This window comes from Stenotrophomonas sp. Pemsol, assembly GCF_003586545.1.
Taxonomy (GTDB): Bacteria; Pseudomonadota; Gammaproteobacteria; order Xanthomonadales; family Xanthomonadaceae; genus Stenotrophomonas; species Stenotrophomonas sepilia.
Genome location: NZ_CP025780.1, coordinates 3,752,532 through 3,777,454, shown reverse-complemented (window position 1 = coordinate 3,777,454; position 24,923 = coordinate 3,752,532). Strand labels below are relative to the sequence as shown.

The 24,923-nt window shown below is 68.6% G+C and carries 20 protein-coding genes; 9 read left to right on the top strand and 11 right to left on the bottom strand.

Going from position 1 to position 24,923, the window contains the following annotated elements:
• The first annotated feature begins 26 nt into the window (after positions 1 to 26).
• The 3 genes from aroE (at position 27) to dinG (ending at position 3,487) form a co-directional block, all read left to right on the top strand.
• Positions 27 to 872, top strand: a complete 846-nt coding sequence (aroE, locus tag PEM_RS17450; RefSeq protein ID WP_005420177.1) for a shikimate dehydrogenase — start codon at positions 27 to 29, stop codon at positions 870 to 872.
• A 3-nt stretch (positions 873 to 875) separates the two neighbouring features.
• Positions 876 to 1,229 carry a hypothetical protein gene (locus PEM_RS17445; protein WP_111128497.1) on the top strand — a complete coding sequence of 118 codons (354 nt, stop codon included), beginning with the start codon at positions 876 to 878 and terminating at the stop codon, positions 1,227 to 1,229.
• Positions 1,230 to 1,384: 155 nt separating this feature from the next.
• On the top strand, positions 1,385 to 3,487 hold the full coding sequence (dinG, locus tag PEM_RS17440; protein WP_111128495.1) for an ATP-dependent DNA helicase DinG: 2,103 nt from the start codon (positions 1,385 to 1,387) through the stop codon (positions 3,485 to 3,487).
• Positions 3,488 to 3,592: 105 nt separating this feature from the next.
• On the opposite strand, the gene ilvD is transcribed toward dinG, so the two are convergent.
• Entirely contained in the window at positions 3,593 to 5,431 is a 1,839-nt protein-coding gene (gene ilvD / locus PEM_RS17435) for a dihydroxy-acid dehydratase (protein WP_111128493.1), read from the bottom strand.
• Between the two features lie 408 nt (positions 5,432 to 5,839).
• On the opposite strand from ilvD, the gene PEM_RS17425 reads away from it, so the two are divergent.
• The 3 genes from PEM_RS17425 (at position 5,840) to PEM_RS20515 (ending at position 8,245) form a co-directional block, all read left to right on the top strand.
• Complete coding sequence (locus PEM_RS17425) at positions 5,840 to 6,412, top strand: DUF1190 domain-containing protein (RefSeq protein WP_005420172.1); 573 nt, start codon at positions 5,840 to 5,842, stop codon at positions 6,410 to 6,412.
• 7 nt (positions 6,413 to 6,419) lie between these two features.
• A complete protein-coding gene (locus PEM_RS17420; RefSeq protein WP_065177878.1) occupies positions 6,420 to 7,598 on the top strand; it encodes a glutathionylspermidine synthase family protein in 1,179 nt (392 codons plus the stop codon).
• Between the two features lie 371 nt (positions 7,599 to 7,969).
• Positions 7,970 to 8,245, top strand: coding sequence for a hypothetical protein (locus PEM_RS20515; RefSeq protein ID WP_231109070.1), 276 nt, complete (start codon positions 7,970 to 7,972; stop codon positions 8,243 to 8,245).
• Positions 8,246 to 8,343: 98 nt separating this feature from the next.
• Here PEM_RS20515 and PEM_RS17410 read toward each other — a convergent pair whose 3' ends face one another.
• From PEM_RS17410 to baeS, 10 genes are all read right to left on the bottom strand, one after another.
• A complete protein-coding gene (locus PEM_RS17410) occupies positions 8,344 to 9,642 on the bottom strand; it encodes a DUF58 domain-containing protein (protein ID WP_005420169.1) in 1,299 nt (432 codons plus the stop codon).
• Positions 9,639 to 10,625, bottom strand: coding sequence for a MoxR family ATPase (locus tag PEM_RS17405; RefSeq protein ID WP_005411535.1), 987 nt, complete (start codon positions 10,623 to 10,625; stop codon positions 9,639 to 9,641). Before PEM_RS17405 ends, PEM_RS17410 begins: the two co-directional genes overlap by 4 nt.
• Positions 10,622 to 11,806 (bottom strand): DUF4350 domain-containing protein, encoded by a 1,185-nt coding sequence (locus tag PEM_RS17400; protein WP_005420168.1) that lies wholly within the window; start codon positions 11,804 to 11,806, stop codon positions 10,622 to 10,624. The genes PEM_RS17405 and PEM_RS17400 overlap by 4 nt, the downstream gene beginning before the upstream one ends.
• A complete protein-coding gene (locus tag PEM_RS17395; protein WP_111129530.1) occupies positions 11,803 to 13,419 on the bottom strand; it encodes a DUF4129 domain-containing protein in 1,617 nt (538 codons plus the stop codon). Before PEM_RS17395 ends, PEM_RS17400 begins: the two co-directional genes overlap by 4 nt.
• Positions 13,409 to 14,401, bottom strand: coding sequence for a stage II sporulation protein M (locus tag PEM_RS17390; protein ID WP_065177881.1), 993 nt, complete (start codon positions 14,399 to 14,401; stop codon positions 13,409 to 13,411). The genes PEM_RS17395 and PEM_RS17390 overlap by 11 nt, the downstream gene beginning before the upstream one ends.
• Positions 14,398 to 15,087 (bottom strand): RDD family protein, encoded by a 690-nt coding sequence (locus PEM_RS17385; RefSeq protein ID WP_005420157.1) that lies wholly within the window; start codon positions 15,085 to 15,087, stop codon positions 14,398 to 14,400. The genes PEM_RS17390 and PEM_RS17385 overlap by 4 nt, the downstream gene beginning before the upstream one ends.
• Before the next feature lie 123 nt (positions 15,088 to 15,210).
• The gene (locus PEM_RS17380) at positions 15,211 to 15,741 is read right to left on the bottom strand and encodes a gamma carbonic anhydrase family protein (protein ID WP_005420152.1); all 531 of its coding nucleotides are present in this window, start codon (positions 15,739 to 15,741) and stop codon (positions 15,211 to 15,213) included.
• A gap of 164 nt (positions 15,742 to 15,905) precedes the next feature.
• The gene (locus PEM_RS17375; RefSeq protein WP_111129528.1) at positions 15,906 to 16,727 is read right to left on the bottom strand and encodes a nucleotidyltransferase domain-containing protein; all 822 of its coding nucleotides are present in this window, start codon (positions 16,725 to 16,727) and stop codon (positions 15,906 to 15,908) included.
• Positions 16,728 to 16,874: 147 nt separating this feature from the next.
• A complete protein-coding gene (locus tag PEM_RS17370) occupies positions 16,875 to 17,564 on the bottom strand; it encodes a response regulator (RefSeq protein ID WP_005420147.1) in 690 nt (229 codons plus the stop codon).
• Entirely contained in the window at positions 17,561 to 18,952 is a 1,392-nt protein-coding gene (gene baeS / locus PEM_RS17365) for a sensor histidine kinase efflux regulator BaeS (RefSeq protein ID WP_065185875.1), read from the bottom strand. The genes PEM_RS17370 and baeS overlap by 4 nt, the downstream gene beginning before the upstream one ends.
• 128 nt (positions 18,953 to 19,080) lie before the next feature.
• Here baeS and smeA point away from each other — a divergent pair, with 128 nt between their 5' ends.
• Genes smeA through smeC form a run of 3 tightly spaced genes read left to right on the top strand, consistent with a single transcriptional unit; the run spans position 19,081 to position 24,851 of the window.
• Positions 19,081 to 20,277, top strand: coding sequence for a multidrug efflux RND transporter periplasmic adaptor subunit SmeA (gene smeA / locus PEM_RS17360; protein ID WP_065177884.1), 1,197 nt, complete (start codon positions 19,081 to 19,083; stop codon positions 20,275 to 20,277).
• 12 nt (positions 20,278 to 20,289) lie between these two features.
• Entirely contained in the window at positions 20,290 to 23,439 is a 3,150-nt protein-coding gene (smeB, locus tag PEM_RS17355; protein WP_111129526.1) for a multidrug efflux RND transporter permease subunit SmeB, read from the top strand.
• A complete protein-coding gene (smeC, locus tag PEM_RS17350) occupies positions 23,436 to 24,851 on the top strand; it encodes a multidrug efflux transporter outer membrane subunit SmeC (protein WP_111129525.1) in 1,416 nt (471 codons plus the stop codon). Before smeB ends, smeC begins: the two co-directional genes overlap by 4 nt.
• The last annotated feature ends 72 nt before the right edge of the window (positions 24,852 to 24,923 follow it).

The following is a 24,923-nucleotide window of genomic DNA, read 5'->3' as shown; positions in this document are numbered from 1 at the left end:
ATCAGTCTAGCCAGCTTGAGGATTCCATGACCGACCGTTACGCCGTCTTCGGACACCCCGTCGCCCATTCGAAGTCGCCGCAGATCCATGCGTCGTTCGGTCGCCAGGAAGGCATCGCCATCGACTATCGCGCGATCGACCTGGCCCCGGAGGCGTTCCTGGCCGGCCTGGAGGCCTTCGCTGCCGAGGGCGGTGTCGGTGCCAATGTCACCCTGCCGCACAAGGAAACCGCGTTCTCGGTGTGCACCACGCTGACCGCACGGGCGCGCCGCGCCGGATCGGTCAACACGCTGCTGCGCAAGGGCGACCGTTGGCACGGCGACACCACCGATGGCATCGGCCTGGTGCGCGACCTGACCGACCGCCACGGCCTGGACCTGCGCGGCCGTCGCGTGCTGATGATCGGTGCCGGTGGCTCGGCGCGCAGCGTCGCCCCGGCGCTGCTCGATGCCGGCATCACCGAACTGGTGGTGGTCAACCGCACGCCGGAACGTGCCGACGAGCTGATCGATGCCATGGGCGAACCGGGCCGCGCGATCAGCCGCTACTGGGAGGACCTGCGCGACCTGGGCGACTTTGAACTGATCGTCAACGCCACCTCGGCGGGCCGCGACCGCGACGTCGAGTTCAAGCTGCCGCTGTCGCTGGTCAACTCGATGACCACCGCCGTCGACCTGAACTACGGCGAGGCGGCGATCGCCTTCCTGGCATGGGCACGCGCGGCGAACTGCCGCAACACCGTGGATGGCCTGGGCATGCTGGTCGAACAGGCTGCCGAGAGCTTCCTGCAGTGGCACGGCGTACGCCCGCAGACCGACGAGGTCTACCAGGCGCTGCGCCAGGGCCCGGCTGTGTTGGCCGGCGAGGACTGATCGATGGACGGCACGACCTTGATGGTGACCGTGCTGAGCATGGTCGGTGTGCGCCTGCCGGTGCTGATCGCGCTGTGCGTCGGCCTGGTCTGGGTGGTCGGTGCGCCGCGCGATTCGACCCGCACCGGCGCCCTGGTCGGCCTGCTGCTGTTGCTGTTGACCAGCCTCGGTGGGATGGCGGCGGGCATCCTGCCGATGTGGATGGTCCGCAGTGGTGATTTCAGTGCCGTGTCGAGCCTGAGCGCCATCCTCGGCGTGCTGCATTTCGCGCTGGCAATGGTCGAGGCCATCGGCGTGGTGCTGCTGGTGTGGGCGCTGGTGCGCCTGCTGCGGCTGCGCGGCAACGCGGTGCAGTGACACCGCGGTGACGGCCCAGGGCCGTCGCCAGCAGCGTCCGGCGTGTTCATCCAGCCGCCGGGCGTCGCCGCTGCCCCGTTCAGGCAGCCAGCGGCGGCGGACATGGCCGGCCATGCGACAATGACCGGCCCGATCCAGCCACGGTAATTCCCGGCGTGACCGAAACCGTCGCCGCTCCGCGCACGCTCGATGACCCCTTGAAGGACGCGATCCGCAAGGCGTACACGACGCTGCAGGCCAATACTCCCGGCTTCTCCACCCGCCGCTCGCAGAGCCAGATGATCGGCGTGGTGTCACGCGCGCTGTCGAAGAGCGGCGGCGTTGGCGTGGTCGAGGCGCCGACCGGCGTCGGCAAGAGCCTGGGTTACCTCACTGCGGGCGTACCGATTGCGCTGGCCAGCAAGAAGAAGCTGGTGATCAGCACCGGCACCGTGGCGCTGCAGTCGCAGCTGGTCGAGCGCGATATCCCGAATTTCCTCAAGGCCACCGGCCTGGAAGCAACCGTGGCGCTGGCCAAGGGCCGTACCCGCTACCTGTGCACGCGTAACGCCGCCGAAGCACAGGGCGAGGGCTCGCAGGGCGGCATGTTCGAGGATGAAGCACCACTGTTCGACCGGCCGCTGGCGCCGATCGAGATGGACATCGCCAAGCGCCTGACCGATGCCTTCACCGGCGGCAGCTGGGACGGCGATATCGACAATGCGCCGGAGACCATCAGTCCCGGCCTGCGCAGCCGCATCACCACGCCGGCCTCGGGCTGCGCCGGGCGCCGTTGTGCGTATTCGGCGCAGTGCGCGGTGCTGCGTTCACGCAACACCGTGCGCGATGCGCAGATCGTGGTCACCAACCACGCGCTGCTGCTGTCGGCGCTGTCGATCGGCGACAGTGACAACGGCCAGCCGTTGATCGCGCCGCCGTCGGACATGCTGCTGGTGCTGGACGAAGGCCATCACATCGGCAACGTGGCGATCGACCAGGGCGCGGCCAGCCTGGCGCTGGATGAAATGGCCAAGCGCACCGGGCGCCTGCAGATCCTGATTGCCGGTGCCTACCGCGCGGTCGACAAGGACCGCCTCGGCAACCTGCTGCCGAACGAAGCGATCGAGGTCGCCAGCAACGTCGCCAAGCAGCTGCGCGCGTTCCGCGATCACATCGAGCGGGTGTGGATGCCGGCGCCAGCGGACGAGGAGCCGATGTGGCGCGCGGCCAACGGCCGTTTGCCGGAGGCCTGGCGCGAGCCGATCGAGGCACTGGCCGACGAGACCCGCAGCCTCTACAACTGGGCGCATGCCGCCACCGCGCAGGTGGCCAAGGGCAAGCCGGACGATGCCGCGCGCGAGCGCCTGCAGCGCAACCTGGGCATGGCGCTGGAAATGATCGAGCAACAGTACAACCTGTGGCAGGCCTGGCGCCGCGAGGACAGGGACGGCGCGCCGCCGATGGCGCGCTGGGTCACCGCCACCCGCGACGGCGACCTGGTGCTGCACGGCTCGCCGGTATCGGCCGCGCACGTGCTGCGCAAGCTGCTGTGGGATGAGGTGGACTCGGTGGTGATGACCTCGGCGACGCTGACCGGCGGTGGCGATTTCCAGTCGCTGGCGATCGACAACGGCATTCCGGAAGAGGCCGAGATGGTCTCGCTGTCGTCGCCGTTCGACCTGCCCAACCAGGCTGAGCTGATCGTGCCCAGGTTCCCGGTCACCCCCGACGACCGCGAAGGCCATCCCCGCGAAGTGGCGCGCTACCTCGACACCGAGCTGGATTGGGCCAAGGGCTCGATGGTGCTGTTCACCTCGCGCTGGAAGATGGAAAAGGTGGCCGGGCTGATGCCGGCCGCGCGGCGCAAGCAGGTGCTGGTACAGGGCGAGATGTCCAAGACCCGGCTGATCGAAGAACACCTGCGCCGCGTCGAAGCGGGTGAGGGTTCGGTGCTGTTCGGCCTGAACTCGTTCGGTGAAGGCCTCGACCTGCCCGGTGAAGCGTGCACCACGGTGGTGATCACCCAGGTGCCGTTCGCGGTGCCGACCGATCCGCAGACTGCCACCCTCAGCGAATGGTTCGAGGGCCGCGGGCTCAATGCGTTCAACCTGATCGCCATTCCGCACGCGCTTCGCACGTTGACCCAGTTCGCCGGCCGCCTGATCCGCACCTCCACCGACACCGGCCGCGTGATCATCCTCGATTCGCGGCTGCTGACCCGCCGCTACGGCAAGCGCATCATCGACGCGCTGCCGCCGTTCAAGCGCGTGATCGGCTGAAAAAAGGGGACGGAGGGGATTAAGTCGTTTGTGCCTCAAACGACTTAATCCCCTCCGTCCCTTTTTTTAAGATGCCGGCCAGCGGCCGGCACTACCGGATCGGCATCAATCGCCCAGCAGGGCGGTGTTGCGTACGGCGCCCTTGTCGGCACTGGTGGCGAGCAGGGCGTAGGCCTTCAACGCGCTGGTGACCTTGCGCGGGCGCGGCGCACGCGGTTTCCAGCCGCGTGCATCGGCCTCGCTGCGGCGCTGGACCAGCGTGGCCTCATCCAGCAACAGGTCGATGCGGCGGGCCGGGATGTCGATGCGGATGCGGTCACCGTCTTCCACAAGCCCGATCGCGCCGCCACTGGCCGCTTCCGGCGAAACGTGGCCGATCGACAACCCCGAGGTGCCACCGGAGAAGCGGCCATCGGTGAGCAGCGCGCACTGCTTGCCCAGTCCCTTCGACTTCAGGTAGCTGGTCGGGTACAGCATCTCCTGCATGCCCGGGCCGCCCTTCGGCCCTTCGTAGCGGATCACCACCACCTCGCCCGGCTGCACCTCGTCGGCGAGGATGCCGGCGACGGCGGCGTCCTGGCTTTCGTAGACGCGTGCGGGGCCTTCGAACACATGGATCGATTCGTCCACGCCGGCGGTTTTCACCACGCAGCCATCGACGGCCAGATTGCCTCGCAGCACAGCCAGGCCACCTTCCAGCGAATACGCATGTTGCAGCGAGCGGATGCAGCCCTCGGCGCGGTCCAGGTCCAGCGCGGGCCAGCGCGTGGCCTGGCTGAAGGCCTCCTGGGTGGGGATGCCGGCCGGGCCGGCCTTGAAGAAGGTATGCAGGGTGTTGTTGTCGCTGCGCACCACGTCCCAGCGTTCCAGCGCTTCGGCCAGGCTGGCGCTGTGCACGGTCGGCACTGTGGTATCGAGCAGGCCGGCGCGATCCAGTTCACCGAGGATGCCGAACACGCCGCCGGCGCGGTGCACGTCCTCGATGTGGTACTTCGGTGTGTTCGGCGCCACCTTGCACAGCTGCGGGACGCGTCGCGACAGCGCGTCGATGTGGGTCAGGTCGAAGTCGACCTCCGCTTCCTGCGCTGCGGCCAGCAGGTGCAGGATGGTGTTGGTGGAGCCGCCCATGGCGATGTCCAGGGTCATCGCGTTGGCGAACGCGGCCTGGGTGGCGATCCCGCGCGGCAGCGCGCTCGGGTCTTCGCCGCCGTACCAGCGATGGCAGAGCTCGACGATCAGGCGGCCGGCGCGACGGAACAGCGCCTCGCGGTCGGCATGGGTGGCCAGCGTAGTGCCGTTGCCGGGCAGCGACAGGCCCAGCGCTTCGGTCAGGCAGTTCATCGAGTTGGCGGTGAACATGCCCGAGCAGGAGCCGCAGGTGGGGCAGGCGCTGCGTTCAAAGGCCGCGACCTTCTCGTCGGAGGCGCTGTCATCGGCGGCCACCACCATCGCGTCGACCAGGTCCAGCTTGTGCTCGGACAGCTTTGTCTTGCCCGCTTCCATCGGCCCGCCGGAGACGAACACCACCGGGATGTCCAGGCGCAGCGCAGCCATCAGCATGCCGGGGGTGATCTTGTCGCAGTTGCTGATGCACACCAGCGCGTCGGCGCAGTGCGCGTTGACCATGTACTCCACGGCGTCGGCGATGATCTCGCGGCTGGGCAGCGAATACAGCATCCCGTCGTGGCCCATCGCGATGCCGTCGTCCACGGCGATGGTGTTGAATTCCTTGGCGACGCCACCGACCTGTTCGATTTCGCGCGCGACCAGCTGGCCGAGGTCCTTCAGGTGCACGTGGCCGGGCACGAACTGGGTGAAGGAGTTGGCGATGGCAATGATCGGCTTGTGGAAGTCGCCGTCCTTCATGCCGGTGGCACGCCACAGGGCGCGGGCGCCGGCCATGTTGCGGCCGGCGGTGGAGGTGCGGGAACGGTATTCGGGCATGGCTGGCGGAACGGGCGGGCCGTACGACGTGGGGGTCAGCCGATCATGGCCAATATTTTCGGTTGCTGCTGCAACCACCTTCACCGCTTGCAGCGGCTTGGTGGTCCGCGCATTTCCCCTTATCCCCGCGCCTGCGGCGCGCCCCCTTGAACAACAAGGGGGCTTCTCGCCGGAGACTTGGCTGCGCGCGCCGGGCATAGCGCGGCGCCGCAGGGCGTGTGCCAACCAAGGTTGGCACCTACCAGTGCGGTGTGCCGCCCGGGGTCGGATCCCATCGCAGCGCGATGGGCTCTGACCCCAATGCCGACGAAAATGAAAGGCCGTTCATCTTTCCCACTTTGCCGATTCCGGTTGCTGGCCCGGATTTGGCATCATTGGGGCATTGATCCGTCGACAGGGCATGAGGCCATGAAACGTTCCCGCACCACCGCGCTGCTGCTGATGAGCGCTGCGCCGCTGCTGTTCACCGCCTGCCAGAAGGAGCCGGAGGTGAAGGTGCAGGAAGGCCTGTACACCTCGGTCGAGGCCTGCACCGAGGCCACCGGTGATCCGTCGTCGTGCCGCAATGCCTTTGCCGAAGCGCAGAAGCAGGCCGCCGATGCGGCGCCGAAGTACGCCAGCAAGGAAGCCTGCGAGAAGGATTACAAGCCGGAGCAGTGCGTGCAGCAGCACACCTCGGCCGGCACCTCGTTCATCGGCCCGATGATGATGGGTTTCTTCATGTCGCAGATGCTGAGCAACCGCGGCGGCCTCGCCCCGCAGGCGCCGGCGTCGGCACCGGCATACCAGGACAAGAACGCTGGCTGGGCGCGCCCGGCACCGGGCGGCACCGGTGGCCTGAACACCGCCAGCGGCATCGGCGCCGGCAAGGCCGGTCTGGCACCGGTCACCAGCGAACCGAACCGTGCGGTCACTGCCAGCCGTGGTGGCTTCGGCAACACCAGCGCACGCCGCAGCACCAGCGGCAGCTACGGCGGCTGATCGACCCATGCAGCGCATCCGGATTGCCGAGCGTGCCCAGTGGCGGGCACGCGCGGAGGAAGCGGGTTTCCGTTTCCATACCATCGATGGCCAGCCCTACTGGGATGAAAGCGCGTACTACGCGTTCACCCTGCGCCAGATCGAACAGGACATCGAAGACCCCAGTGCCGAGCTGCACCAGATGGCGCTGGACCTGGTCGGTGATGTCATCGGCAGCGAGCGGTTGATGGACCAGCTGGCGATTCCGTCGCATTACCGCGACTGGATCGCCGACAGCTGGCGCCAGCGCCAGCCGCACCTTTACGGCCGCCTGGACCTGGCCTACGACGGCACCGGTCCGGCCAAGCTGTACGAGCTGAACTACGACACGCCGACCTCGCTGTTCGAGGCCAGCTTCTTCCAGTGGCAGTGGCTGGAAGACCAGCGCAACGCCGGCCGCCTGCCGCAGCATGCCGACCAGTTCAATGCGATCCATGAGGCGCTGGTCGAGCGCTTCGGCGAACTGGCCACGCAGCTGCCGCCGCCGTTGTACTTCAGCGCGGTGGGAAGCTCGGAAGAAGACCGTGGCACGGTCGATTACCTGCGCGACTGCGCGTCGCAGGCCGGCCTGCATGGCCAGGCCATCGCGATCGAGGACATCGGCCTGTCCGAGGACGGCCGCTTCACCGCGCTGGATGATTCGGTGATCGGCACGCTGTTCAAGCTGTACCCGCTGGAAGACCTGATGGCCGAAGAGTTCGGCCGCGCGCTGCCCGGTTCGGGCGTGCAGTTGCTGGAACCGGCGTGGAAGGCAGTGCTGAGCAACAAGGGCATCCTGCCGTTGCTGTGGCAGCGCAACGTAGGCCATCCGAACCTGCTGGAGGCGCACTTCGATGACGGCAGCACGCTGGCCCCGGGCTGGGTGCGCAAGCCGCTGTTCTCGCGCGAAGGTGCCAACATCGAGATGCACCTGGCCGATGGCAGCACCCAGCGCAGCGACGGTCCCTATGACGGCCCGGCGATCATCCAGCGCGCCCATCCGCTGACCCGCTTCGAAGGTGGCTACCCGCTGATCGGCAGCTGGGTGGTGGGTGACCACGCCTGCGGCATCGGCATCCGCGAGGACGACAGCGCGATCACCCGCGACAGTGCGCGGTTCGTGCCGCACGCGATCGTCGACGAGGCGCCGACGCGGATCTACGTCTGATGACGGTGCGGCGTTGGCCTGGCCGGCATGGGCGTGCCACGCCCGCGCCGGGCCGGCATTTCGATGACGGGCGCAGCCTGCAGGCCTTCGCGGACCGCGTCGCGGTGCGTTGCCACCGCTGCGATGCCCCCGGTTGGGTGATCGCCCGCTGGGAACCCTATCGATGGACCGCGCGTTTCCGCTGCACCGCTTGCAGCGCTGCATTGGACAGCGGCGACTGGGTGGGTGCGGTCCGCATTCTGGGCCGCCAGCCCTGTGGATTCTGCGGGCATCAGTGGCTGCATGTGTGTCGGCCGATTCCCGCCGGCATCCCCGCGCCTGCATCCTTCCCCGCCCGATGCGCACAGTGCGGTCGCAGCACCGAGGTCACGGTGTTGACGCGTCCCCTGCGTGACGCCGAGCCTGCCGATCCGCATTTCGGTCTGCCGCTGCGCCTGGTCGAATCGACCCGCGCGGGCCTGCTGTGGGCCTACAACGCCGAACATCTGCAGGCACTGCACGAATACGCGGGCGCGACGCTGCGCGAGGGCCGCGGCCATCATCGATCCATGTTCTCGCGCCTGCCGCAGTGGATGAAGCTGGCCCGCAACCGGGCGCTGCTGCAGCGTGCGGTGGAGCGGTTGCAGCGTCGCTTGCTGCAAGGGTAGTGCCGGCCGCTGGCCGACAGCCGAGCATGGGCTCGGCGCTACAGGAATCAGGCCGTCTGTAGAGCCGAGTCCATGCTCGGCGCCGGTCAATCGCAGGGTTACAGCAACCCTTCGCGCTTCACCGCCAGGTAGCGCTCCACCAGCGCGCCCGGCAGGGCGTCGGCGGTGACGTCCAGCACCATCACCTTCTCGCTGCGCAGCGCTTCGTGCGCCTTCGCGCGCTGCTGCAGGTACAGCGCCGCGGCACCGGCCTGGGTGGCGTCCTCCAGCGTCTGCACGTCCCCCTCCAGTACGCCGTCCAGCTCGCGCTCGCGCAGGCTGGCCACGCACACCAGGTGGCGCCGTTGCAGCAGGCGCACCGCCGCCAGCAGGTCTTCGATGTCCTCGTCGCGCACGTTGCTGACCAGCATCACCAGTGCCCGCCGGCGCTGGCGCAGCGACACCTCGGTGGCAGCGGCCAGGTAATCGGTGGCCACCGCGCGTGGCTGCAGGTCGTAGCTGGCGCGCAGCAGGTGCTCGACCGTGCCCATGCCGCGCTGCGGCGCGACCCAGCGGCGTTCGCCACCGGCAGCGAACAGGCCGGCGGCATCGCCCTGGCGCAGCGCCAGGTAGGCCACCACCAGCGAGGCATTCAAGGCATGGTCGAAGTGCGAGAGACCACCTTCGCTGGCCAGCATGCGCCGGCCACTGTCGAGCATCAGCAGCAACTGCTGGTTCTTCTCGTCCTGGTACTCGCGCGAGATCAGCTTGCGCGCACGCGCGGTGGCCTTCCAGTCCAGCTGGCGCAGGCTGTCGCCGACGCGGTACTCGCGCATCTGGTGGAAGTCGGTGCCTTCACCACGGCGGCGCTTCACGTGTGCACCGACCAGCCGCGAGGCCTGGTCGGCACTGAACAACGCAAAGCGCGTGAGCGGCACGAAATTCGGATAGACCCGCACGTCCAGTGCGGGCGGCAGCGTGCGTTGCTGCCACCACAGCCGCCACGGCGAGCGCATGCGCAGGTGCACGCCTTCGAAGCGGAAGTGCCCACGCTGCAGCGGCTGCAGGTGGTAGTGCAGCGTGGAGGCGCTACTGGCCCGCAGGCGCACGCGCTGTGGCAGCGATTCCAGCGGCCAGCCGCCGGGGACCAGGTCGAACACCTGCACCGTCATCGATTGCTCGGCCTGCAGCCGCAGCGCCGCCTCGCGGCGCACGCCCAGCGCCAGCGCTTCGGGCAGTTCGCGCTGTACCTGCGGCGACGGGCGCTGCGACTGGCGCCACAGGTCGAACAGTGCAGGCAGCGCGATGGCCACGGCGGCCAGCGCCCAGCTCCAGCGCGGCAGCAACCCGCCCAGCACCAGGCCGCCCAAGGCGGCCCAGGCCAGCAGCAGCGCCAGCAGCAGCGGGGCAGGCCTCATCGGCGCGGTGCTTCCACCTTGGCCAGCAGTGCGCCCAGCACGTCGTCGGCGTCCTGGCCTTCGATCTGCAGCTCCGGGGCCAGTGCAATGCGGTGGCGCAGTGCCGGGCGAGCAATGTCGCGCACGTCGTCCGGCGTGACGAAGTCGCGGCCGGCCAGCACCGCCTGCGCACGCGAGGCACGCACCAGCGCGATGCTGCCGCGTGGGCCGGCGCCGACCGCGATGCCCGGCCACTGCCGGGTCGCCGCGACGATGCGTACTGCGTAGTCGATCACTTCGTCATCGACGGTGATCGCCGCGGTGGCGCGCTGCAGTTCCAGCAGTTCGCCGGCACCGAGTACGCGTGGCACCTGGCTCAGGTCGAAATCGCTGGCGGCGCGGCCACTGGTGATCGCGGTCACCATGCGCTTCTCGTCCTCCAGCTGCGGGTAGTCGATCAGCACCTTCAGCAGGAAGCGGTCCAGCTGTGCCTCCGGCAGCGGGTAGGTGCCTTCCTGCTCCAGCGGGTTCTGCGTGGCCAGCGCCATGAACGGCGGCGCCAGGGTGAACGCCTTGCCTTCGATGGTCACCTGGCCTTCCTGCATCACTTCCAGCAGTGCCGACTGGGTCTTGGCGGGCGCACGGTTGATCTCGTCGGCCAACAGCAGGTTGGTGAACACCGGGCCACGGCGGATCTTGAAGCTCTCGCTCTTCGGGTCGTACACCGCATGGCCACTGACGTCGCTGGGCATCAGGTCGGGGGTGAACTGCACGCGGCCGTAATCCAGTTCCAGGGCCTGTGCCAGTGCGCGCACCAGCAGGGTCTTGCCCAGCCCGGGCACGCCCTCGATCAGCACGTGGCCACCGGCCAGCAGCGCCACCAGGATCTGGTCCAGTACATCGGCCTGGCCAATGAAGGCGTGGCCGACGGCATCGCGGATGGCATCGACGCGTTCGATCAGGCGGGCGTTGGCGGCCGCCGGCAGCTCGGGGACTTCGGTCATAGCAGGGATCTCATCTGGAGCAGCAAGCGGATGCGCTCGCGCAGGGCGGAGGAATCGTGCGGCGGAGGGGGCGTGAGCGCGCTGGCAACGCGGCCTTGCGGCCAGGACAGCAGTTCGGCGATGGCCTGTTCGCGCGGCGCGCCGTCCAGTGCGGCGGCCACCGGTGCGCGCAGGCGCAGGCGATGCAGGAACAGGGCGAGCACGGCGTCATACAGGCGCGCGCCTTGGCCGAAGCGCAGCAGCAGCTCGCCGCTGGCACGCACGTGTTCCAGCAGCGAGCGGCGTTCCAGCACCGGCGACGGCAGGCGGCTGCCGAAGCGTTGCGAACGGCCCCACAGCCAGCCCAGCAGGGCCAGCAGCAGCGGCGCCCACACCGGCCAGCCCTGGTAGAACAGGCGCGCCCACAGCGACGGCGGGCGGCTGGCGTAGACCAGCCAGAAAGTGCCCTTGCCGTAGTTCGGATCGAGCAGATAGCGGGTCAGGTCGCGGTGCGAGAGATCGTGCAGGCCGTCGCTGGCCTTGCCCGCAGCCGACGCCAGGCGTGCTGCCGGCGAATCCACCTCGCCGCGCATGAACTCCATGTCGGCCAGCACGCTCACCTTGCCCTGCCCGTGGCGCAGTCGCGCGAACACCAGGTTGCGCTCGTTGCCCCAACGCCGTTCGGCGTGTGTACGGGCGGCGAAGCCCAGCGTGAAGCGACGACCACCGCAGAACTCCACATGGCTGGGATCGTCGATGACGTGGAACGGCTGGCAGTCGCTCTGCTGGTACAGGCTGTCCACGCCCAGCTGGTCCAGCAGCGGTCCCTGCGTACTGCTGGCGTCGTCCTCTGCGGGTGGCGGCGTGCGCACCAGCAGATGGCCACCACCATCGACCCAGGCCAGCAGGGCCCTGGCCGCCGGTGCCGGCAGTTCGCTGCTGTCCTGCAGCAGCACCACCGTGTCGCGCGGACCCAGCGCCATCTGCTGCAGGTCCAGCCGCGGCCGCGAGTGCACGTCGATGCCATCGGCACGCAGGGCCTGCCCAAGCACGTACAGCGGGTTGTAGCCAGCTTCGCCCTGCGGCGGCAGCTGCACGGTCTCGGTCACCCGCTCATGCGTGCGCAGGTAGAGGATCGTCAGCGGTACGCCGAGCAGCACCAGCCCGCCCAGCAGCAGCGACCAGAACAGGCGCGGGCTCATGCCAGCCACCGGTACTGCTGGCGCAGAGTGTCGGCCAGTGCATCGAAATCGGCGCGGCTGGGCAGGCGGCCACCGTAGGCGGCGTACTGCCACATGCGCACGATGCGCGCGAACAGGTCACGGTCGGTGGCATCGGGCATGCGCCGCGAGGCGCGAAGGCATTGCGCTTCGGTGGCACCGGGCGGAAGCGCGATGCCGCTGCGCTCGCCCACCGTGCGCACGCTGGCGCGGTACAGCAGGGCCAGCGCCTGACGCGGCCGGCCCTGGTCCCACAGCAGGCCGGCCTGGGTGGCCACGTCCGGCGGCAGCACGACCGGCAGCTCCACCTGTTCCTCCACCACCTGCGGTACAGCGTCGGCCTTGCGCCGGCCACTGCCGCGCAGCCACGGCAGCCACAGCCGTGCGGTCAGCAGCAGCACCAGCAGCAGGACGCCCAGCAGGGCCCACAGGCCCCACTCGGCCAGGCGCGCCAGCCAGGCAATGCCGGCCTTGCGGTTGCTGCGCTCGCCCTTGCTGCTGCCGTCGCTCTGCAGCGCCTTGTCTTCCTTCTTTTTTTCCTCGGCCTGTTCGATCGGCTTCCAGCGCGTGACCTGGCGGGTCGGGCGCTGCAGCGGATCTTCATAGGCGCGGTTCACCGCCTGGCGGAAACCGGCGGTGTCCACCGGCGCCGCACCGAAGATCATCGCCGGCGTATTGGCCGGGTCGTTGGCCGCAGTGGCGGGTTCTTCCGCGCTGTCCTCGTCCCCCTCGGCATCGCCGGCCTGCCCAGCGACCGTCTGCGCGTCCTGCGCATGCACTGGCGCGGAGGCCAGCGGCAGGGCAAGGCACAGCAGCAGCGCCAGCGTCGATGCTGCCGGCAGCAGCCGCTCGCGCAGGCGGCGCAGGGCGATCTCCACGTCCCACGCTTCCATCTGCGTACGCCGGTTCAAGTACAGGCCGAAGCCGGCGCCGACATAGAACGGTCCGATCAGCACCGATGCCAGCCAGCACGCCAGGTTGAAGCCCAGTTGCGCCCAGGCAGGCGTGTCCTGGCCGATCATGTCCCATGCGGCACGCCATGATTCGGACATCAGCTCCAGTGGCATGAACATGAACACCGCGCCGATCGCACCGGACACCAGCACCCCTTCAAAGGCCATGCAGGCCACGGTCAGCACGACGGCGGCGCCCGCGGCACCGGCCGCCACGGCGCGGCGGCGTGCACCGCGATGGGCCGGCGCGTTGCCTTCCAGCAGGTTCACTGGCAGGCACAGGCTGCGCAGCACGCTGAAGCGGCGCCAGCCCAGGTAGCCCCAGAAGCCTGCATTGCCCCAGCTGCGCTGCGCGCGCAGCGCTGCCAGCGCGCCCACCGGCTCACCGAAGATGCCGCGCGACAGGACGTACAGCGGCGCTCGCTCGAACAGTGGCTTGCACCACCACATCGCCAGCCAGGCCCAGCCGAACGCATCCAGCCACCAGCCCAGCGCGTTGAAGATCACGAACAGCGGTGCACTGGCCAGCAGCCAGCTGCCCCATACCGCACGCGCGTGGCGGCGCGACAGGGCGCTGCCCAGCTCCATTGCTTCCCAGCCACTGCGCGCGCGCAGCGCCACGTCCAGGCGGTCAATGCGCATTGCCGCCTCCGCGCCCGCCGCGCCACAGCCACAGCAGCACGCCGGCCCACAGCACGCCGGCCACGCTGAACTTGCCCCACGCCGGCACTTCGGCAATCGACGACCAGAACGCTTCGATGAACGCGGCCACCAGCAGCATGAACGCCACGCCCAGGCACAGCCGGGCCCCGATGCGGCCGCCTTCGACCAGGGCATCCAGGCGGCTGCGCCGACCGGGGGCCAGCAGTTTCATGCCCAACTGCAGGCCGGCACCGCCGGCGATCACGATCGCGGTCAGCTCGAACGCACCATGGCCCGCGACGAAGCGCCAGAACGGATCGCCATGGCCGATGTGCTGCAGGTGGCCGGCCACCGAACCGATGATCACGCCGTTGAACAGCAGCACCAGCAGCGTGCCCAGGCCGGCCAGCAGACCACTGGCGAAGGTACGCAGGGCGATGCTGATGTTGTTCAGGATGTAGTGGCCGAACATCATCCAGTCCGTGCCGCTGTCACGCCCGAGGCGCTCGGCCGCTGGATCGTACATGCGCTCCATCTCGGCGATCTGGCGGTTGTCCATCACCATGTGGATCAGGTCCGGGTAGAGCTGCGCCAGCACGAAGCAGGCCACCGCCGGCAGCGCGAACATCGCCAGTGCCACCCACATGCTGCGCGCCTGGCTGCGCACCAGCAGCGGGAAGTCGGCCACCAGGAATTCAAGTGCACCGCGCCAGCGCGTCGGCGGCGTGCGGTACAGCACGCTGTGGCCCTGCTGCATCAACTGCTGCAGGCGCTGCACCAGCTGCGGGCTGTAGCCGCGCTCGCGGGCCAGTGCCAGCTGCTGGCACAGGCGCCGGTAGCGCTGCGGGAAGGCGGCGTCGTCCACTGCCAGCGCGCTGGCCTTGCGCCGCGTGCGGCGCGCAGCACCAGCACGCAGCAGCAGCCAGTGTTCCAGGTCCTGCCATTCCTGCTGGTAGCGGGCGACGAACTGCTCCTGCTTCATCGCCGCCCCAACAGCCAGTTGGCCATGGCATACAAGCGCAGTACGCCGACCTGGCCGTGGGTGCCGGTCAGCGGTTCGGCGATGCCGGCCAGTTCCTGCTGGCGGGCCGCCGACAGCCGTGGCGCGCGCTCGGCGAAGGCCATCAGCGCGGCCTGCTCTTCCGGTCGCAGCGGCTGCGGCGGGGCCAGCACGCTGTCGATGGTGGGCGGAGGCGGCAGGTACAGCACGGGCGCATGCACCACCACGGTGCCGGCCACCAGATCGCCCAGGCGACGGCCATGGGGATCGAACAGGCTGCTGATCAGGCCCAGTGCATAGCCGAACGGCAGCATGTCCACGGTGCGCAGCAGGTTGCGGGTGATGGCAGGCATCCAGCCTACCGGCGCGCCATCGCGCGCAAGCACGCGCAGGCCCAGCGCGCGCTTGCCGAGGGTACGGCCCCACAGCGCTTCGCAGACGATCGGGTAGGCCCAGTACACCAGGAACATCAGCACCAGGCCGAGCCCGGAGCCGAACGAATCCAGCAGTGCCAGTGGAATCGACATCACCACCAGTACCGCGATGCGCACGCCCAGATCCACCAGCCACGCCATCGCCCGTGGCACCGGGCCGGCTGCCGGCAGCTGCAGCGGCACACCCTCCGGCGTCACCACCTCGCGGTAGGTATCGAGCATCGGTGCGGCCATCAGTGCGATGGCCTTCGTTGTGGGCGCCGGAGTCCTCTCCGGCAGGCAGCCACAGGCATGGGGGTCTCGACAGGTCCTGGTCGGGCCCAGACTTTAGCAGAGCCGCATGGCGGCGTTGGCTGCTCAGCCCAGGTATTCGTCCTTCAGCCGCACGTAGTGGTCGGCCGAGTAGTGCAGCGACTCGATCTCCTTGTCGCTCAGCGTGCGCGCCGGGCGGGCCGGATTGCCCACCCACAGCTCGCCTTCGCCAACCACCTTGCCCGGGCCGACCACCGCACCGGCGCCGACGAAGCCATGGCGCTCGACGCGCGCACCGTCGAGGATGCAGGCGCCCATGCCGATCAGGCTGTAGTCGCCGATCGTGCAGGCATGGATGATGCAGCCGTGGCCGACGGTCACGCCTTCGCCGATCAGGGTCGGGTAGCCGGCCTTGTTGTAGGGGCTGTGGTGGCTGACGTGGATGATCGTGCCGTCCTGCACATTGGTGCGCGCCCCGATGCGCACGTAATTGACATCACCGCGGATGACCGTGCCGGGCCACACTGATACGTCCTCGGCCAGCTCCACGTCACCGATGACGGTGCAGGCCGGGTCGATGTACACGCGCTCGCCGAGGATGGGCATCTTGTCGCGGAAGGGGCGCAGCGGGTTCATCGGTGTCTCCGGAAATCAGGGCGTTCGCGACGATGATACGCGTGCGTCCGCTGGGGAAGGTACCGCCCTGGGGCCGCGCGGATACACAGTAGATCCACGCCATGCGTGGATGGTGATCTCGGTGCCGACCAAGGTCGGCAGCTACCAGAAACGGGTGCAACCGCTCAGGACGGCGCGTGCTCGGCCAGCATCCGCCGGAACAGCACGTCCAGCCAGGCGCTGTCGCCCTGTCCGGCCGGCAGCTGCGGGGCCTGCGCCGCGCGAACGGCCATCGCATGGTCAATGTACTCGCTGATGAGCGCGATGCGCGGACGAGCGCTGACCTCGGCGCTGGCGCGCTTGACCACCAGCAATGCGTCGATGGCGTGGCGCACCGGGCCGTCCGGCAGCAACCGGTCCAGCAGATCCTCGAAGGCCATCGGCGGCGGCGTGGGCTCGCTCTCGATCCACTGGCAGGCAAGCAGGGCGCGCAGCACATACAGGTACTTCTTGGTGCTGATGGTGGGCTCACCCAGGTGGCGGCTGTGTGTGGTCCTGGCCATGCTCATGTAGTGCCACCAGCTGCCCAAGGGTGAGTAGAAGCGTTGGGCCGCTTCCCACAGCAGTGCCACCGCAGCGTCATCCTGCCGGTACACGATCGGCGAACGCAGCCATTCGATCAGTGTCGGATTGGATTTTGAGACCAGCCGCAGTGCCTTGCGCAGGTCCCAGCCGCTGACATCGAGCTCATCGTCGATCGGCAGCTCGATCACATCGCGCTGCGCTTCGCCGGGACCGGTGCTCTCGTTGACGCTGAGATACCACGGCTGGCGATGCACGTAGATGAAGCGTGCATCGTAGTCGCTGTCCGGCGAAGAGAAGCCCCAGCCACGGCTGCCGGATTCGCAGGCCAGCAGCACACGCACATTGTGGCGCTGTTCGATGTCGGCGAGGCTGGAAAGAATGGCGGCGCGCTTGTCCGGCGCGATCGGGTGGATGTCGTCCATGCAGTTGTGTTCTTAATGTCGAGCGCTCTCGACTGTAGCGCAGGTCTGCATCGCTGCGCTCGCCGGGCATGGCCCGGCGCTACCAGAGGGTGACGTTCGTCGACGAGGCATGACGGGGTAGCGCCGGGCCAAGCCCGGCGAACGCGATCACGGCTCGTAGCTGTAGCCCATGCCATACACCGAACGGATCGGTTCGCCTTCCATGCCGGCGTCAGCCAGCTTGCGGCGCAGGTTGCGCACGTGGCTGTCGACGGTGCGGTCGACCACCACGCGGTGGTCCAGATAGAGGCGGTCGAGCAGCTCGTCGCGCGCCCAGATCCGGCCCGGCGTGGCCAGCAGCGTGCGCAGCAGGCGGTATTCGACCGGGGTCAGGTCCAGGCCCTTGCCGTTCCAGGTAGCGCGGGCTGCCGGTTCGTCGATATGCAGCCCGCTGTTGGCCCGCGCAGCGGGGTCCGGGCGGTAGCGACGCAGCACCGCCATCACCCGTGCGACCACTTCGCGCGGACTGAACGGCTTGCAGATGTAGTCGTCGGCACCGATGTCCAGGCCCAGCAGGCGGTCGATCTCTTCCACCCGTGCGGTGACCATGATCACCGGTACATCGCTGCTGGCGCGCAGTTCGCGGCACAGGTCCACGCCATCGCGCTGTGGCAGCATCAGGTCCAGCAGCACCAGGTCGGGCTGGTAGCGCGCGAATGCGTCGATCACCTGGCCGCCATCGTCCACCCATTCGCTGGTCATGCCGGCGGCGGCCAGGTAGTCGCGCAGCACCGAGGCCAGGCGTGGCTCATCCTCGACGATCAGGATCTTCGAGGACGCGGCGGTGGACAGGCTCATGCAGGCTCCGGCAGGGTAATGACCACGCGCAGCCCGCCCAGCGGCGATGGCTCGGCGTGGATGAGGCCGTGGTGGGCGAGGATGATGTTGTGGCTGATGGCCAGGCCCAGCCCGCTGCCGCCGCTGGCCCGGTTGCGCGAGCTCTCCACCCGGTAGAAGCGCTCGAACAGCAGCGCGCATTTGTCCGCCGGCACGCCTGGCGCGGTGTCTTCCACGATCAGCTGCACGCCGGCAGGCACGCGCGCTGCCTGCACGCGTACGCGGCCCCCGGCGTGGGTGTAGCGCAATGCGTTTTCCAGCAGATTGGCCAGCACCTGCTGCAGGCGTCGTTCGTCACCGGATACCTGCAGCGGTGTGGCGGGCAGGTTCTCCTCCAGTGCCAGCCCCGCCGTGGAGAAGCGCACGCGCATGCCATTGAGCTCGCTGCTCAGCAGCGCCGCCAGGTCCAGCGGTGCGAAGCGGTAGGCCAGGCCGCCGGACTGGGTCATCGACAGGTCGTGCAGGTCGTCGATCAACTTGCCCAGTTGGCGGATCTCGCCCTGCAGGGCACCGAGGTTGGCGCGGTCCAGCGGGCGGATGCCGTCCTCGATGGCTTCCAGTTCGGCACGAACCACCGCCAGCGGCGTGCGCAGTTCGTGCGAGATATCGGCGATGAAGGCACGGCGGTTGCGCTCGGTGTCGTCCAGCGCCTGCGCCATCCGGTTGAAGTCGTTGACCAGTGCATCCAGCTCGTCATCGCTGGTGCGCTCGATGCGGGTGGCGTAGTCGCCAGCGGCGAGCCGGTGGGTGGCCGCCGCCAGTTTGGCAAGGCGCTGGCGCAGCGCGCGCGATACCAGCCAGGCCAGCAGCACCGTCACCAGCAGCAGCGCGATGCCGATCACCCACCACGCACGCATCTGGGTGTTGTAGAAGTTCAGGTCGTTGGTGGCGATGACGGTCTGGAACGGCACCATGCCCAGCCAGCCGACCGTGTGCCCGTCCACCTGCACGGCGTGCGGCTCGTCGTCGCTGGTGGCGTCCGGGTTGCCGGCTACGAACCGATGCTGTGCATCGAACAGGCCCAGGCGGGAGGGAACGCCGGTCTGGTCGGACAGCGGTGGCACGGGCCCCTCGTGCCCATGGGCCAGATCCGGGCGCAGCAGCCGCGCCCAGCGGTCACTGTCGCCGCGCAGGTGCTCCCAGCCGCCGTGCGCACTGTACTCGCGCTGCAGGTGCGGCATCACGCGCTGCATGCGCAGGTCGCCCTGGTCATTGAGGTAGTCCAGGAAGCCGGTCTGGAACGCCACGCGGCTGGCAATACCGTTCACTGCCAGCACCAGCAGGCAGGCGGTGAAGATCGCGAGGAAGGTCTTCGCGGTCAGGCCGAATTTGAGTCGAATCTTCGCCATCGCGGGGCCATTAGCGGCGCATGCGGCGCCGAAAGCAAGCGCCCGCTGAGCCGGTCGCACAATCTCCATATTCTCTGCACAGTTCCACGGCAGCGTGCACGGGTCAACGCAAGGCCCCCACGCCCCCCATGTCACTCCTGCGCCCGCTGTCCCGCTCCCCCCGTCCGCTGTTGCTGCCCCTGCTGCTGGCCCTGGCGGCCTGCTCGGCGGGCAGGCCCGAGGCCCCGGCCACCCCTGAAGTGGGCGTCATCACTGCCAGCGTGCAGCCGCTGGCCCTGCAACAGACCCTGCCCGGTCGCGCCGTACCGTTCGAGGTGTCCGAGGTGCGCCCGCAGGTCGGCGGGCTGATCCGCCAGCGGTTGTTCACCGAAGGCCAGCAGGTCAAGGCCGGCCAGCTGCTTTACCAGATCGATCCGGCGCCGTACCAGGCCGCCTTCGATACCGCGCGTGGCCAGCTGGCGCAGGCCGAGGCCACTGTGTTGTCAGCGCAGCCGAAGGCCGAGCGCACGCGCACGCTGCTGGGCATGGATGCGGCCAGCAAGCAGGACGCCGACGATGCCACCTCGGCACTGAAGCAGGCCCAGGCCAATGTGATCGCCGCGCGCGCTGCGCTGCAGGCGGCCCGCATCAACCTCGACTACACCCGGGTTACTGCACCGATCGATGGCCGCATCGGCACGTCCAGTGTCACCGCTGGCGCGCTGGTCGCCGCCGGCCAGGACGCGGCGCTGGCAACCATCCAGCGGTTGGACCCGGTCTATCTGGATGTCACCCAGTCCAGCACGCAGATGCTGGCGCTGCGCAAGCAGCTCGATGCCGGCCGGGTGAAAGCCATCGACGGCAAGGCACAGGTGAAGGTGCTGCTGGAGGACGGCAGCACGTACGCGCATGAAGGCACCCTGGAGTTTGTCGGCAGCGCAGTCGACCCGGGCACCGGCAACGTGGTGCTGCGCGCGGTCATTCCGAACCCGGAGGGCCTGCTGCTGCCAGGCATGTACCTGAGGGCGGTGCTGCCGATGGCCACCGATGCGCGCGCCCTGCTGGTGCCGCAGAAGGCGGTGCTGCGCAATGAACGTGGCGAGCCGCTGCTGCGCCTGCTCGACGCAAAGGACCGCGTGGTTGAGCGCCGGGTCAGCACCGGCCAGGTAGTGGGCAACCAGTGGCAGATCACGCAGGGGCTGAAGGCTGGCGATCGGGTGATCGTCAGCAACGGCAGCGCGGTAGCGCTTGGCCAGCAGGTGCAGGCGGTGGCGGCCACCACCGCGCAGCTGGCCGCAATGCCGGCGATCGACCCGACCGGCAACACCGACGAAACGTCGCACTGAGGCCTGCCGCGCATGGTTCGTTTCTTCATCGACCGGCCGATCTTCGCCTGGGTGATCGCCATCGCGGTCAGCCTGCTCGGCCTGCTCGCGATCCTGATCCTGCCGGTGGACCGCTACCCGCAGATCGCCCCACCCACCATCACCATCCGCGCCACCTACACCGGCGCCTCGTCGCAGACCGTGGAAAACGCGGTCACCCAGGTCATCGAGCAGTCCCAGCAGAGCCTGGACCACCTGATGTACATGACCTCCACCAGCGCCTCCGATGGCTCGGCGCAGGTCAACCTGGTGTTTGCCACCGGCACCAATCCGGACACCGCGCAGGTGCAGGTGCAGAACCAGCTGCAGGCGGCGATGGCGACGCTGCCGCAGGCGGTGCAGCAGAACGGCCTGACCATCACCAAGTCCAGTGGTTCGATCTTCGAGGTGCTGTCGTTCACCAGCGAAGACGGCAGCATGGACAACTTCGATGTCGCCAACTTCATGGAAGCGCGCATCGACGACCAGATCAGCCGCGTCAGTGGTGTCGGCAACATCCAGCCGATCGGCCAGGAATACGCCATGCGCATCTGGCTGGACCCGGAGAAGATGCGCCAGTACGCGCTGATGCCGTCGGACATCGAGACCGCACTGCAGGCGCAGAACACCGACGTCTCGGCCGGTGAGCTGGGTGGCCAGCCGGCACTGAAGGGCCAGCAGCTGGACGCCACGGTCACCGCGCGCAGCCGCCTGCACACGCCCGAACAGTTCGCGCGGGTGGTGCTGAAGGCCGATGCCAACGGCAGCGTAGTGCACCTGGGCGACGTGGCGACGATCGGCCTGGGGCCGGAGAGCTACGACAGCATCAGCACCTTCAACGGCAAGCCGTCGGCGTCGCTGGGCATCGAGCTCAACGCCGGCGCCAATGCCATCGCCGTGTCCAAGGCCATCGAGACCCGCCTGCAGCAGTTGCAGAAGTACTGGCCGCACGGCTACACCTACCACGTGGCGTTCACCACCACGCCGTTCGTGACCATCTCGCTGAAGGAAGTGGTGATCACCCTGATCGAGGCGATCATCCTGGTGGTGCTGGTGATGTACCTGTTCCTGCAGAACTGGCGCGCCACCCTGATCCCGACCATCGCGGTGCCGGTGGTGCTGCTGGGCACCTTCGGCGTGCTGGCGGCATTTGGCTATTCGATCAATACCCTGACCATGTTCGCACTGGTGCTGGCCATCGGCCTGCTGGTGGACGATGCCATCGTGGTGGTGGAGAACGTGGAGCGGGTGATGACCTTCGAAGGGCTGGCGCCGAAGCCGGCCACGCTGAAGGCGATGGGCCAGATCACCGGCGCGCTGGTGGGCATCGTGCTGGTGCTGACCGCCGTGTTCCTGCCGATGGCGTTCTTCAGCGGTGTCACCGGCGTGATCTATCGCCAGTTCTCGGTGACGATTGCCGCCGCGATGATCCTGTCGGTGCTGGTGGCGATGACCATCACCCCGGCCCTGTGCGGCAGCATCCTGCACCAGATTCCCAAGGGCGGCCATCCGCATGGCGACCACGGCGGTGAGCCGAGCCTGCTGGGCAAGTGCTTCATCTGGTTCAACCACCGTTTCGAGCGCACCTCCAACGGCCTGCGTCGCCGGGTGGATGGCTTCCTTGGCCGGCGCACGCTGGGCGTGGGGTTCTACCTGGTGCTGAGCGTGGCCACCGGCCTGCTGCTGTGGCACCTGCCGGGCGCGTTCCTGCCCGACGAGGACCAGGGCATGCTCAACGCGCTGGTGAAGCTGCCGGCCGGTGCCACCCTGGAGCAGACCCGCGCGGTGATGGATCGCCTGAGTGCCGCCGCGGTGAAGGACGACGGCGTGCTGTCGATCCAGGCCACCGCCGGTTTCAGTGTCACCGGCAGCGGCCAGAACGTCGGCCAGGCCTTCATCCGCCTGAAGGACTGGGATGACCGCAAGGATGACGCCGACACCATTGCCGCACGGTTGACCGCGGCCATGGCCAGCGTGCCCGATGCGCAGGTGTTCATCACCTCGCCACCGGCCATCCTTGGCCTGGGCGATGCGGGCGGTTTCACCCTGGAACTGCAGGACGAAGGCGGCGCCGGCCATGCCGCCGCCGTGGCCGCGCGCAACACGCTGCTGAAGGAGGCCGCCAGGGATCCGAAGCTGGTCAACGTGCGCTACGCCAGCCTGGAGGACGCGCCGGTGTATGCGGTGAAGGTGGACGACGCCAAGGCGCAGGCCATGGGCGTGAATCCGCAGGACATCAATGACACCTTGAACGCGGCGCTGGGTGGCGACTTCGTCAACAACTTCATCTACAAGGGCCGCATCAAGAAGGTGTTCATCCAGGGCGCCGCCGAAGCGCGCATGCAGCCGCAGGACATCGAGCGCTGGAGCGTGCGCAACCAGGCCGGCCAGATGGTGCCGCTGTCGTCGCTGGTCAGCGCGCACTGGACCAGCGCGCCGGCCGCGCTGCAGCGCTACAACGGCGTGTCGGCGATGGAGATCACCGGCCAGCCCGCGCCGGGCGTCAGTTCCGGCGAGGCGATGGCCGAGATCGCGCGCCTGGCCGACGCGCTGCCGGAAGGCTTCAGCCATGCCTGGTCGGACATGGCCTACCAGGAACAGCTGTCGGGCAATCAGGCGCCGATGCTGTACGCCATCTCGCTGCTGTTCGTGTTCCTGTGCCTGGCCGCGCTGTATGAAAGCTGGGCGGTGCCGTTCGCGGTGATGCTGGCGGTGCCGGTGGGTGTGTTCGGTGCGGTGCTGATGATGAACCTGCGTGGCCTCAACAACGACGTGTACTTCCAGGTCGGCCTGCTGACCACGATTGGCCTGGCGGCCAAGAACGGCATCCTGATCGTCGAGTTCGCCCGCATCCTTGAACAGCAGGGCAGGAGCACCCGCGAGGCGATCCTGCAGGCCGTCTATCTGCGCCTGCGGCCGATCGTGATGACCTCGCTGGCGTTCCTGATGGGTGTGCTGCCGCTGGTGTTCGCCACCGGCGCTGGCTCGGCCGCGCGCCGCTCGCTGGGTACCGGCGTGGCCGGCGGCACGGTCGCCTCGATGGTGCTGGGCATGTTCTTCGTGCCGTTGTTCTACCTGCTCGTGCGCCGCCTGTTCCCGGGCCGCGCGCCTGCCGAAGCCACTGCCCCGGAGGCAAGCCCATGAAGCCGATGCTGCTGCGCGCCATTGCGGCCGCAACGATGACCACCGTGCTGGGTGGCTGCGTGAGCATGGCGCCGCATTACCAGAGGCCCGAGGCGCCGGTGCCGGCACAATTCGGCAATGCCGCCACGGCCGAGGCCGAGCCAGCACTGGCGGTGCCAGCCTGGCGCGAAGTCTTCCTCGAGCCGCGCCTGCAGCAGGTGATCGCGCTGGCGCTGCAGAACAACCGCGACCTGCGCGTGGCCATGCTGCAGGTGGAGAAGGAACGCGCGCAGTACCGCATCCAGCGCGCGGCGCTGCTGCCGTCGGTGGATGCCAGCGGCAGTGTCACCCGCTCGCGGGTAAGTGATGCCAACAGCGAGACCGGTGCCACCCAGGTAACCGAATCTGATGCCGTGCAGGTGGGTATCAGCAGTTGGGAACTGGATCTGTTCGGACGCATCCGCAGCCTGAAGAACGAGGCCCTGCAGAACTGGCTGGCCAGCGCCGAGAACCAGCGCGCCGCGCGCACCAGCCTGGTGGCCGAAGTGGCCACGGCGTGGCTGGCGTTGGCAGCGGACGAGCAGTCACTGGCGTTCACCCGGCAGACCCTGGACAGCCAGCAGCAGACCCTGCAGCGCACCGAGGCCCGCCACGCCCAAGGCCTGGCCTCGGGCCTGGACCTGTCGCAGGTACAGACCAGCGTCGAAGCCGCGCGCGGTGCGCTCGCCAAGCTGCAGACGCAGCAGGCGCAGGATCGCGATGCATTGCAGTTGCTGGTAGGGGCGCCGCTGGATCCGGCCTTGCTGCCAACCGCGCAGGCGCTGGATGGCAGCGTGGCACTGGCGCCGCTGCCGGCCAACCTGCCGTCCAGCGTGCTGCTGCAGCGCCCGGACGTGTTGTCCGCCGAACACGTACTACAGGCGGCCAATGCCGATATCGGTGCCGCGCGCGCTGCATTCTTCCCGACGCTGACCTTGACCGCCAATTACGGCCACAGCTCCACCGCGTTGTCGACGCTGTTCTCGGCCGGCACCCGTGGCTGGTCGTTCGCGCCCAGCATCACCGCGCCGATCTTCCACGCCGGCGCGCTGAAGGCCTCGCTGGATGCCTCGAAGATCGGCAAGGACATCGGCATCGGGCAGTACGAGAAGGCGATCCAGCAGGCCTTCAGTGAAGTAGCCGATGCGCTGGCCACGCGCGATCACTTGACCGTGCAGATGGACGCACAGCGCGCGCGGGTGGCCGCCAACCAGCGCAGCTACACGCTGGCCGATGCGCGTTACCGCACCGGGCTGGACGGCTATCTGCAGGCACTGGATGCGCAACGCAGCCTGTTTGCCGCGCAGCAGGACCTGATCGCGCTGCAGCAGCAGGAGGCGGGCAACCGGGTGACGTTGTTCAAGGTGCTGGGCGGCGGGGCCGACGCACGCTAGCGCGTTCGCCAATGTGGGTGCGTCTTCCGCTCCGGTGCGTGCCGACCTTGGCCGGTACCCACCAGAAGCGGA

Excerpts from the sequence above, each read along its gene's own strand:
- PEM_RS17410 (WP_005420169.1), bottom strand. The coding sequence starts at position 9,642 with ATGAGGCCTGCCCCGCTGCTGCTGGCGCTGCTGCTGGCCTGGGCCGCC.
- smeA (WP_065177884.1), top strand. The coding sequence starts at position 19,081 with ATGTCACTCCTGCGCCCGCTGTCCCGCTCCCCCCGTCCGCTGTTGCTG.
- smeB (WP_111129526.1), top strand. The coding sequence starts at position 20,290 with ATGGTTCGTTTCTTCATCGACCGGCCGATCTTCGCCTGGGTGATCGCC.
- PEM_RS17390 (WP_065177881.1), bottom strand. The coding sequence starts at position 14,401 with ATGAAGCAGGAGCAGTTCGTCGCCCGCTACCAGCAGGAATGGCAGGAC.
- baeS (WP_065185875.1), bottom strand. The coding sequence starts at position 18,952 with ATGGCGAAGATTCGACTCAAATTCGGCCTGACCGCGAAGACCTTCCTC.
- PEM_RS17385 (WP_005420157.1), bottom strand. The coding sequence starts at position 15,087 with ATGGCCGCACCGATGCTCGATACCTACCGCGAGGTGGTGACGCCGGAG.
- PEM_RS17375 (WP_111129528.1), bottom strand. The coding sequence starts at position 16,727 with ATGGACGACATCCACCCGATCGCGCCGGACAAGCGCGCCGCCATTCTT.
- PEM_RS17400 (WP_005420168.1), bottom strand. The coding sequence starts at position 11,806 with ATGAGCCCGCGCCTGTTCTGGTCGCTGCTGCTGGGCGGGCTGGTGCTG.
- PEM_RS17395 (WP_111129530.1), bottom strand. The coding sequence starts at position 13,419 with ATGCGCATTGACCGCCTGGACGTGGCGCTGCGCGCGCGCAGTGGCTGG.
- aroE (WP_005420177.1), top strand. The coding sequence starts at position 27 with ATGACCGACCGTTACGCCGTCTTCGGACACCCCGTCGCCCATTCGAAG.
- ilvD (WP_111128493.1), bottom strand. The coding sequence starts at position 5,431 with ATGCCCGAATACCGTTCCCGCACCTCCACCGCCGGCCGCAACATGGCC.
- PEM_RS17370 (WP_005420147.1), bottom strand. The coding sequence starts at position 17,564 with ATGAGCCTGTCCACCGCCGCGTCCTCGAAGATCCTGATCGTCGAGGAT.
- PEM_RS17425 (WP_005420172.1), top strand. The coding sequence starts at position 5,840 with ATGAAACGTTCCCGCACCACCGCGCTGCTGCTGATGAGCGCTGCGCCG.
- PEM_RS17380 (WP_005420152.1), bottom strand. The coding sequence starts at position 15,741 with ATGAACCCGCTGCGCCCCTTCCGCGACAAGATGCCCATCCTCGGCGAG.
- PEM_RS17405 (WP_005411535.1), bottom strand. The coding sequence starts at position 10,625 with ATGACCGAAGTCCCCGAGCTGCCGGCGGCCGCCAACGCCCGCCTGATC.
- PEM_RS17420 (WP_065177878.1), top strand. The coding sequence starts at position 6,420 with ATGCAGCGCATCCGGATTGCCGAGCGTGCCCAGTGGCGGGCACGCGCG.
- PEM_RS17445 (WP_111128497.1), top strand. The coding sequence starts at position 876 with ATGGACGGCACGACCTTGATGGTGACCGTGCTGAGCATGGTCGGTGTG.
- smeC (WP_111129525.1), top strand. The coding sequence starts at position 23,436 with ATGAAGCCGATGCTGCTGCGCGCCATTGCGGCCGCAACGATGACCACC.